We start from the raw sequence: 9027 nt of genomic DNA on the forward strand, positions 1-9027 counted from the left end.
TCACCCCTCCGCTTCCCGTCTCGCTGTGTGGACCCTACCCTGGGCTGCCAGCGTGAGCAGGACGGCGAGCCCGCCCGCGACGACCGCCACGGTGAAGCCGCCGGTGACGCCGTACCCGTCGACCATGGCGCCGGAGACGGCGGCGCCCAGCGCGACGCCGGTGCTCAGCCCGGTGATCGCCCACGTCATTCCCTCGGTGAGCTGGGCGGCGGGCACGGTCTGCGCCACCAGCCGCATCACGACGATCATGGTGGGCGCGAAGAACAGGCCGGACACGAACACGGCGGCGGCGAGCGTGGGCAGGCCGTCCACCAGCAGCAGCGGCAGGGTGGTGAGCGCGGTGCCGGTGGCGCCGAGGGCGAGCAGCCTCGGCAGCGGCGTCCGGAGGCTGAGGGTGCCGAAGACCAGCCCGGCCAGGGCGGAGCCGGCGGCGTACGCGGACAGGACGAGACCCGCCCCGGCGGGTGAGCCGTGCTGCTCGGCGAAGGCGACGCTGACCACGTCCACGGCCCCGACGATGACGCCGCCTGCGGCCAGGACCAGCGCCAGCAGCCGGACGGAGCCGATCCTGATCGCCGAGCCCGCCCGCGCGCCCGCGTCCGCACGGTGGACCGGCGGCTCGGTCCGCCGTTGCGGGACGAACAGCAGCACACCCACCGCCAGCAGGACGATCGCGACCAGCGGGCCCGCCTCGGGGAACACCGAGGTGGACAGCGCCACGGCCAGCGCCGGGCCGACGACGAAGGTGAGCTCGTCCACCACCGACTCCAGGGAGAAGGCCGTGTGCAGCCTGGGGGAGCCGCCGTACAGGTGGGTCCAGCGGGCGCGCACCATGGCGGCCATGTTGGGGAGCGGCCCGGCGAGTACGGCGAGGGCGAACAGTGTCGCGGTGGGGGCGTCGTAGCGGGCGCAGAGCACCAGGGCGGCCAGGGACAGCACGCTCAGGCCGGTGGCGGGCAGCAGGACCCTGCTCTGGCCCGCCCGGTCGACCAGGCGGGAGACCTGTGGTCCGCACAGGGCCGTGGACAGGGTGAACGTCGCGGACACGGCGCCGGCCAGGCCGTACTCGCCGTGGAGCTGGGACAGCATCGCGATGAGCCCGATCCCGGTCATGGACAGCGGCAGGCGGGCGACGAATCCGGCGGCGGAGAAGGCCAGGGCGCCCGGTGCCCGGAACAGCTCGCGGTAGGGGTTGGCCATCGGGCGGCCTCCTGGCTCGGGGAGAAAATTTAACACTCGTAACATATTGAGCGAGTGTTAAATTTTCAACCCGAGGGCCGTCAGTCGGCTCGGAGTTCGCCCAGGGTCACCGTGACGTTCTCCGTGGTGCCGTCGCGTTCGATCACCTCGACCTTGACCTGGTCGCCCGGCTTCATGCCGCTCAGCAGCTCCGTCAGGCTGGTGATCGTCGGGGTGGCGGTGCCGTTCACCGAGGTGATCACGTCGCCGGTCTCGATGCCCGCCTTGGCGGCGGCGCTGCCCGGCTCGACGCTCGCCACTGCGACGCCCACGGGCCGGCCGTTCTCGCCGAGGATGGTCCTGCCCTTGATCCCGAGTGCGGCGCGGTGGCTGCTGGTGACCTTGCCGCTCTTCACGATCTGGCTCGCGAGGTCGGAGGCGGTGTTGCTGGGGATGGCGAATCCGATGCCCGGCGCCGCGCCGCCGCCCAGTTCCGGGTCGGTGGCGGCCAGCGTGGGGATGCCGATGACCTGGCCGGACATGTCCACGAGCGCGCCGCCGCTGTTGCCTGGGTTGATCGCGGCGGAGGTCTGGACAGCCCCCGTGATGGTCGCTCCGGGCGAGCCGGGGTTCTGCGGCTCGGTGACGGTACGGCCGACGGCCGAGACGATGCCGTTGGTCACGCTGCCCGACAGCCCGAGCGGGTTGCCCATGGCGAGCACGAGTTGACCGACGCGGAGCTTCGAGGAGTCGCCGAACGTGGCGGGCCGCAGTCCGGACGGGTCGGTGACCTTGATCACGGCCAGGTCGCCGGCGGGGAAGGAGGAGACCAGCTTCGCCTCGCGGGGAGCGCCGCCGGTGGCGAGCGTGACCTGCATCTTGGTGGCCGTGCCCACGACGTGGGCGTTGGTCACCACATGGCCGGAGGTGTCGAAGACGACGCCGGAGCCGAGGCCGACCTTGGTGGTGATCTGCACGATCGAGGGCAGCACCTGGGCGATGATCTGCTCGAAGGTCGCCTCCAGCGGGAGCTGTGCGGGGTTCGGCGAGGTGGCGGGGGTCGTGGACGTCGGCGAGGCGGCGGGCGTGGTGGCGCTCGGCTTGCCGATGCCGCATCCTGCGGCCAGGACGATGGCCAGACCTACCGTGATCAACCTCATGCGGAGGTATCTTCCCAGGTCAGGAGGAAATGTAATCCTTGCCGCCCGGCGTGGCGGAGCACTCGCGGGGTTACGGGCCGACTGTGACGGAAATTTCGGCATCCGAGGTGCCGTAATCTCGATCACATGGCGGACGTCGGCGATCAGCAGCCTTCCCAGGACGCACCCACGGCTCCTCTCCAACGGGTGGGCAAGCCTGCTGAGGAGACCGTCAAGCTGCCCCGGCCTCCGGCCAAGCCCGCCGCCCAGCTGAACCCGGCCGCCCGGCCGCAGCATCCCGGCCCGCGGGAACCGGCCCAGACCCGGCCGGAGGCGGGCGCGAACGTCGGACAGGCCCCGGGCCGCCCGCCCGCGCGGCCGTCCGGCAGCGCACGGCGCTCTGACAGGTCGCGGCCGCCCGCCGACGCAGGCCCGTCCGGCAACGCGGGGCCTTCCGGTGGTGTGGGGGCGTCTGGCAACGCGGGGCCTTCCGGTGGTGCGGGGGCGTCTGGCAGTGCGGGGCCGTGGCCGGTGCCGGGGGAGGGGCCCGCCGATCCGGGCCGTCCGTACGATCCCAGGAAGGCGCCGCCGCGCCGAGGGCCGAGAGTGGCCGTCAACGTGCTGGTCGCCGGGCGGCCGTCGAAGCCGGTGCCGCCGGGGTCGTTGCCGAACTTCGGGCCGCCGCTGGTGGTGCCGACCAAGGCGCCCCCGCCGCCGCCCGGACCGGAGCCGGTGGCGCAGGCCCCGGTGCCGGAGGCGGGCGAGCGCGGGACCGGCAAGAACAGCAGAGTGGGGCTCAGGCTCCTTGCCCTGGTGGGAGCGGTCGTCGCGCTGGTGGCGGCGGTCCTTGTGGGGTTCATGGTGTTCGCGGGGGAGGGGCCGTCGGCGTCCAAGCCCGCCCGGCAGGCCGAGGCCACGTCGGCACCGCCCGGCGACGCGCCCTCGGGGCCCGCCGACGCCGCGCCCACCCCGTCGGCGCCGCGACTCGCGCTGCCCGCCGTACCGGCGACCGGGGCGCTGCCGGTGCTCGGCGGCCGGCCGAGCCCGGTGAGCGGGACGGTCGCCGACCGCAGGACCGGGCTCGCCTATCCGAGGCTCGGCGGGCCGTGGAAGGCCGGCGCGTCCGCCCCGTTCGCCTTCGCGCAGCGGGCCGGGAAGGTGGCGGTACCGCATGCGGTGATCGCCTCGGCGATGCTGCCCGGCGAGGCGCCGGAGGCCAAGCCGAAGAAGGAGTCCGGCTACCGGGACCACGCGGTACGGGCGGCCAGGTGGTCGCTGCAGACGCAGTTCCCCGCCGGTGCGACGCTGACCTGGACGGGCTCGCAGCCGATGCGGGAGGGCACCGGCTGGGTGCTCGGCTACGAGGTCGCCTACGGCGACAGGATGTCGCAGGCGCTGGTCGCGGTGGTCGAGGTGGGCAAGGACAAGCCCGCGATGCTGCTGGCCACGATCCCCGACACCCGGCGCTCCCACTGGGCCGACCTCAACACCCTGCTCACCCGAATCCGACCGCTGAACCCGTAGTCGGGTGGAAGTGGTGTACGAGTTTGACCTGGTCGGCGGGTATGGCGTCGTGAAATCAGAACGGCCATCGCATGAGCGGTTCGTCAGGGGGTGGATGGGGCCGTCCGTAGCAGGCGAGAGCGGTTCGTGAGGGAGTTCCGTTCGTGGTGCCCGTTGGCAGGCGACAGCGGTCCGTAGTGGGCCGGCGGTCCGTCAGGCCGGTGGAGCATGGTGCGGGCTGCGGTGCGTGCCGGGCATGGAGGTTGGGCAGAAGCATCCTCTAGAATATGGTTCTACCTGTGATGGGGCACCGGCTGGAGGGTGAGTCATGGCGATCGGGCTGAGCGAGGAACACGAAGCGCTGCGCGAGTCGGTCAGCGGCTGGGCGGAGCGCCACATCCCCGCCGAAGCGCTGCGCGCCGGATCCGGTGGCCGGCCCTCGTTCTGGCCCGGCCTCGCCGAGCAGGGCCTGCTCGGGCTGCACCTGCCGGAAGTAGCCGGAGGCTCCGGCTACGGGCTGCTGGAGGCGGCGGTCGCCGTCGAGGCGCTCGCCGAGCGGATGGCGCCGGGGCCGTACGTGCCGACGGTGCTCGCCGGCGCCGTCGTCCACGCCTCCAAGCGCCACGACCTGCTCCCGGCCCTCGCCGACGGCAGCCGCACCGCCGCGCTCGCCCTCACGGGCGACCTGAGCGCCACCCGCGCGGACGACGGTTCCCTGCTGGTCTCCGGTACGGCCGCGCCCGTCCTCGGCGGCTCCCTCGCCGACCTGCTGGTGCTGCCCGCGACCACGCCGGAGGGCGAGGTGTGGATCGCCGTGGACGCCGAGGCCGTCACCGTCACCGCCCAGGACTCCCTCGACCTGACCCGCCCCGTGGCCGAGGTCGAACTGGACGGGGTGACCGTACCGGCAGAGCGGGTTCTGGACGGGGTCGTCCGCGAGGACGTGCGGGCCGTCGCGGCGATCCTGCTGGGCGCCGAGGCCGCCGGGCTGGCGTCGTGGTGTGTGACGGCGGCGGCCGAGTACGCGAAGGTACGGGTGCAGTTCGGCCGGCCGATCGGCCAGTTCCAGGGCATCAAGCACAAGCTGTCGCGCATGCTGGTCGCCCTGGAGCAGGCCCGCGCCACCGTGTGGGACGCCACCCGCGCCAAGGGCGGGGAACTCGCCTACGCCGCCGCCGTCGCCGGTGCGATGGCACCGGACGCGGCCGTGCAGTGCGCGAAGGACGCGATCCAGACCTTCGGCGGCATCGGCTACACCTTCGAGCACGACGTCCACCTGTACTACCGCCGCGCGCTCACCCTGCGCGCCCTCCTCGGCCCGTCGGCGGAGTGGTCGGCCGCCGTCGCGAAGCTGGCGCTCCGGGGAGTGTCGCGGCCGATGGAGCCGGACCTGCCGGAGGAGGCGGAACCGGCGCGTGCGGCGCTGCGCGCCGAGATCGCCGAGATCGCGCGGCTCACGGGCCAGGAGCAGAAGCGGGAACTGGCCGCCAGGGGCTTCGTCATGCCGCATCTGCCGAGGCCGTGGGGGCGCGGCGCCACGCCGCTGGAGCAGGTGCTGATCGCCCAGGAACTCAGGACCGCCGGGGTACGGCCGCCCGCGATGATCATCGGTGCCTGGGTGGTGCCGTCCATCGTGTCGTACGGCACCCCTGAGCAGCAGGAGCGCTTCCTGCCGAAGACCCTCTCCGGCGAGCTGATCTGGTGCCAGCTCTTCTCCGAGCCCGGCGCCGGATCCGACCTCGCCTCCCTGCAGATGAAGGCCGAACGGGTCGAGGGCGGCTGGCGGCTCGACGGCCAGAAGATCTGGACCTCCGTCGCCCACGTCGCCGAGTGGGGCATCTGCATCGCCAGGAACTCCTCCGAGGGTTCCAAGCACCAGGGCATCACCTACTTCCTCGTGGACATGAAGGCCCCCGGCGTCACCGTCCGGCCGCTGATCGAGATGACCGGTGAGAACCTGTTCAACGAGGTCTTCCTCGACGACGTGTTCGTCCCGGACGACCTGGTCGTCGGCGAGGTCGGCCAGGGCTGGAAGGTCGCGCGCAACACGCTGTCCAACGAGCGCGTCTCGCTGTCGTCCGGCTCGGGCGGCACCGGCTCCTCCGTGTCCGACCTGCTCGGGCTGGTCTCCCGGCTGGGCCGCGAGCTGAGCCCGGTCGAGGAGCAGGCGCTGGCCGCCGTGGTGTGCGAGGGTCACTCGATCAACGCGCTGTCGCTGCGGGTCACGCTGAAGCAGCTCGCCGGGTCCGAGCCGGGCGCCGACGCCTCGGTCCGCAAACTGCTGTCCACCTCGCACGCCCAGCACGTGTCGGAGACGGCGGTCGATTTCCTCGGGGCCAGGGCGGTGGCGGCGGCCGACCTGCGGCTCGGCGACCCCGGCTACTGGAACCGGGCGGTGCTCGCCACCCGGGCGATGACCATCTACGGCGGCACCACCGAGGTCCAGCTCAACATCATCGGCGAACGCCTGCTCGGCCTGCCCCGCGACCCGGAGCCCGGCCGCTGAGGCTCACGGCGCCACCGGGCGCGCCGGGATCGGGACGGCGTGCCGCGAGGGCAACGCCACTCCGGCCCGGACCTCGCCGACGCACGGCAGGCTGCCGTCGGGGGCGCTGATCCGCAGGTCCTGCCCGCCGCCCTGGACCGTGGCGAAGGTCCAGCCGAAACCCGGGGCCGTCGCCACCGTGGCCTGCCCCTCGCCCAGGGTGATCGTGACGTGTCCGGGCGCGGGGTTCAGGTAGCCGACCTGGACCGTCCAGGTGCCCTCCGGCAGAGGGAGGGGGAGGCGGAAGGTCTCGGGGGACCGTACCGTGCGGCAGGCCGCGCGCTGGGGGACGGTCACCCCCTCGATCTCGACCGGCCGCAACCGGCCCTCGGTGTCGAACGTCATCGGGCTCGCCACCGGCCCCGACAGCAGCAGGATCGCCGGGCGGGCGCCGAACAGCAGGTGCAGCAGCCGGAGCAGCGCCAGCGCGGCCGCCGCCGTCAGGGTGAGGGTGACGGTGTGGGCGAGCGTGTCGTTGTAGACGCCGAGACGGCCCATCGCCCACTGGATCGCGAACGGGCCCGGCACTAGGTGTCCGTAGTCGACCCGCATGAGATAGTCCCAGGTCAGGTCGTTTTCCAGGCCCCGGGCGAGGAAGGTGAAGTCGTCCTGCCTGAAGTAGACGCGGCGGACCAGGTCGAAGCGCCACACCAACTGGGCGGCGAGCATGACGACGGCGACCGCGATCACGGCCTCCGCGCGTCTGCCGACCATACCCGCCACTGGGCTGGATGCTAGGCGATGGGGTGATTGCCGGGAATAGGCGTTGTGCGCTTGTGATGTGGTGTCATAGCCGGATGTCTCCCAGGGTGCGGCGCGCGGCCCCGGCTCTGCTCGGGCTCGTGCTGGGCGGGCTCTGCCTGGGCCCGGCGCTGCTGCCCGGTTACGTCCTCGTGCAGGACATGGTGTTCGTTCCCGAGCCGGTCTTCTCCCGGTTCGCGTTCGGGCTGGCCGGAGGATCGCCTCGGGCCGTGCCCAGCGATCTGGTGGTCACGGCGCTCGCGCAGGTCGTGCCCGCGTGGCTGGTGCAGAAGGCGGTGCTGCTGGGGATCTTCGTGCTCGGGTGCGCCGGCGCGGCGCGGCTGGTGCCCTCGGCGTCCCTGGCCGGGCGGCTGGTGGCGGGAGGCTTCTACGTCTGGAACCCGTACGTCGCAGAGCGGCTGCTCATGGGGCAGTGGGCGCTGCTCCTCGGGTACGCGGGCCTGCCGTGGGTGGTGGCGGCGGTCCGCGACCGGCGGCGGGTCGCCGTCGCGCTGCTGCCCGCCGCCGTCGGCGGGTTCGCCGCGATGACGGTCACCGCGATCACGGCCCTGCCGGTCGCCGCCTTCGTGGCCTGGCGCTCCCGTACGCCCCGGGCGCTGCTGTGGCCGTTCGCGCTGCTGGCGGCCGGAAGTCTGCCGTGGCTGGTGACCGCGCTGGCCCGGCCGGGCGGGCTGACCGGCGACCCGGTGGGGGTGGAGGCGTTCGCCGCCCGCGCCGACGGGCCCTTCGGGGCGGTGGCGAGCCTGCTGTCGCTGGGCGGCGTCTGGAACGCGTGGGCGGTACCCGCCGCCTTCGACACGGTCCCGGGCGCCGTGGCCCGTCTCACGCTGGTGGCGGCGGGTGTCGCGGGCTTCGCCCTGGTACGGCGCGAGCGGGCGAAACCGGGGGCGCCAGGAAATATTGGGACATGGGGCCGTTCAGAGGCGCCGGGGCGTTCTGGGAGGAGGCCGGGGGGTCGGGGGGTGCTCGGGGCCGAGGTCTGGGGTGGGCTGGTCGTGGCGGCGCTCGCAGGGGCCGGGATCGCCGTGGCCGGAGTGGGTCCCGGTGGACGGGCGGTGTTGAAGGGGCTGGTGGAGATGTGGGCCGGGGTCGCGGTGTTCCGGGACGCGCAGCAGTTCGTGGCGCCGCTCGCGCTCCTCGCCGCCGTCGGGCTGGGGTCGCTGACCGCGCGGGCCGCGTCCCGGTGGGCGGCGGCCATGGTGCTGGTGCCGCTGGCCGTACTGCCGACGCTGGCCTGGGGGGCGGCGGGGCGGCTGGAGGCGGTGGACTACCCGCGCTCGTGGAGCGCGGCCCGCGAGATCCTGCGCCGCGACCCGGCGCCCGGCGATGTGCTCGTGCTGCCGTTCGAGTCCTACCGCCGGTACGGCTGGAACGGCGGGCGCGCGGTCCTGGACCCGGCGCAGCGCTTCTTCGCCGTGCCAGGCCGCGAGGTCGTGGTGAACGACGCGGTGCGCGTGGGCTCCCTGGTGGTGGGCGCGGAGGACCCGAGGGCGCGGCGCCTCGCGGAACGGCTGGCTGATCCGGGGGCGCTGGCGGCCGAAGGGATAGGGTTCGTGGTGATCGATGCTGGTCCGCCGCTTTGGCTGCCGGGGTTGACAGCAGTGCTCGAAACCCATGAAATCAGGCTTTATCGGGTTGTCCACTAAGTCGTCGAGACAAGTCCGGAATAAGAAGATTCCGGCTGGCTACTTCCGAGTAGCTAGAATTGGTTCTAGGTTGGTGAGCGCCCCCGCTCACCAGTCCGCTGGAGGAGAAGCCCAGTGATCAAGATCCTCTTGGCAGCGATCATCGGGGTCGCTGCGGCCGCACTCGTGGCGACGGTGACCACCGTCTCACTGACCGGAGCGACGGCCACCCCGGTCAACCAGCCGCTCTACAACTACGGCGACCGGTAAGCCG

General features: G+C 73.1%; 7 protein-coding genes. 4 read left to right on the forward strand and 3 right to left on the reverse strand.

Going from position 1 to position 9027, the window contains the following annotated elements; translation table 11 throughout:
- Complete coding sequence (locus tag ABD120_RS32950; RefSeq protein ID WP_343954164.1) at nt 1-1200, reverse strand: MFS transporter; 1200 nt, start codon at nt 1198-1200, stop codon at nt 1-3.
- Nucleotides 1201-1280: 80 nt separating this feature from the next.
- Nucleotides 1281-2339 carry a S1C family serine protease gene (locus ABD120_RS32955; protein ID WP_343954165.1) on the reverse strand — a complete coding sequence of 353 codons (1059 nt, stop codon included), beginning with the start codon at nt 2337-2339 and terminating at the stop codon, nt 1281-1283.
- A 585-nt stretch (nt 2340-2924) separates the two neighbouring features.
- Between ABD120_RS32955 and ABD120_RS32960 the strand changes: the two genes are divergently transcribed.
- Both ABD120_RS32960 and ABD120_RS32965 read left to right on the forward strand, forming a co-directional pair.
- A complete protein-coding gene (locus ABD120_RS32960) occupies nt 2925-3842 on the forward strand; it encodes a hypothetical protein (protein ID WP_343954166.1) in 918 nt (305 codons plus the stop codon).
- A gap of 307 nt (nt 3843-4149) precedes the next feature.
- Nucleotides 4150-6327: an acyl-CoA dehydrogenase family protein gene (locus ABD120_RS32965; RefSeq protein WP_343954167.1), complete on the forward strand. Its 2178-nt coding sequence runs from the start codon at nt 4150-4152 to the stop codon at nt 6325-6327.
- A gap of 3 nt (nt 6328-6330) precedes the next feature.
- Here ABD120_RS32965 and ABD120_RS32970 read toward each other — a convergent pair whose 3' ends face one another.
- Nucleotides 6331-7080 carry a hypothetical protein gene (locus ABD120_RS32970; protein ID WP_343954168.1) on the reverse strand — a complete coding sequence of 250 codons (750 nt, stop codon included), beginning with the start codon at nt 7078-7080 and terminating at the stop codon, nt 6331-6333.
- 83 nt (nt 7081-7163) lie between these two features.
- Here ABD120_RS32970 and ABD120_RS32975 point away from each other — a divergent pair, with 83 nt between their 5' ends.
- Together ABD120_RS32975 and ABD120_RS32980 are read left to right on the forward strand one after the other, a co-directional pair.
- Entirely contained in the window at nt 7164-8774 is a 1611-nt protein-coding gene (locus tag ABD120_RS32975; protein ID WP_343954169.1) for an MmpA family trehalose lipid delivery protein, read from the forward strand.
- A 114-nt stretch (nt 8775-8888) separates the two neighbouring features.
- Nucleotides 8889-9023 (forward strand): hypothetical protein, encoded by a 135-nt coding sequence (locus ABD120_RS32980; protein ID WP_343954171.1) that lies wholly within the window; start codon nt 8889-8891, stop codon nt 9021-9023.
- The last annotated feature ends 4 nt before the right edge of the window (nt 9024-9027 follow it).

Origin of the sequence: Nonomuraea longicatena (genome assembly GCF_039525605.1) — a bacterium.
In the GTDB taxonomy this organism is placed as follows: Bacteria; Actinomycetota; Actinomycetes; order Streptosporangiales; family Streptosporangiaceae; genus Nonomuraea; species Nonomuraea longicatena.

Bases quoted from the DNA above. Each gene is read 5' to 3' on its own strand.
- ABD120_RS32950 (WP_343954164.1), bottom strand. From the start codon at position 1,200: ATGGCCAACCCCTACCGCGAGCTGTTCCGGGCACCGGGCGCCCTGGCC.
- ABD120_RS32955 (WP_343954165.1), bottom strand. From the start codon at position 2,339: ATGAGGTTGATCACGGTAGGTCTGGCCATCGTCCTGGCCGCAGGATGC.
- ABD120_RS32965 (WP_343954167.1), top strand. From the start codon at position 4,150: ATGGCGATCGGGCTGAGCGAGGAACACGAAGCGCTGCGCGAGTCGGTC.
- ABD120_RS32970 (WP_343954168.1), bottom strand. From the start codon at position 7,080: ATGGTCGGCAGACGCGCGGAGGCCGTGATCGCGGTCGCCGTCGTCATG.
- ABD120_RS32975 (WP_343954169.1), top strand. From the start codon at position 7,164: ATGTCTCCCAGGGTGCGGCGCGCGGCCCCGGCTCTGCTCGGGCTCGTG.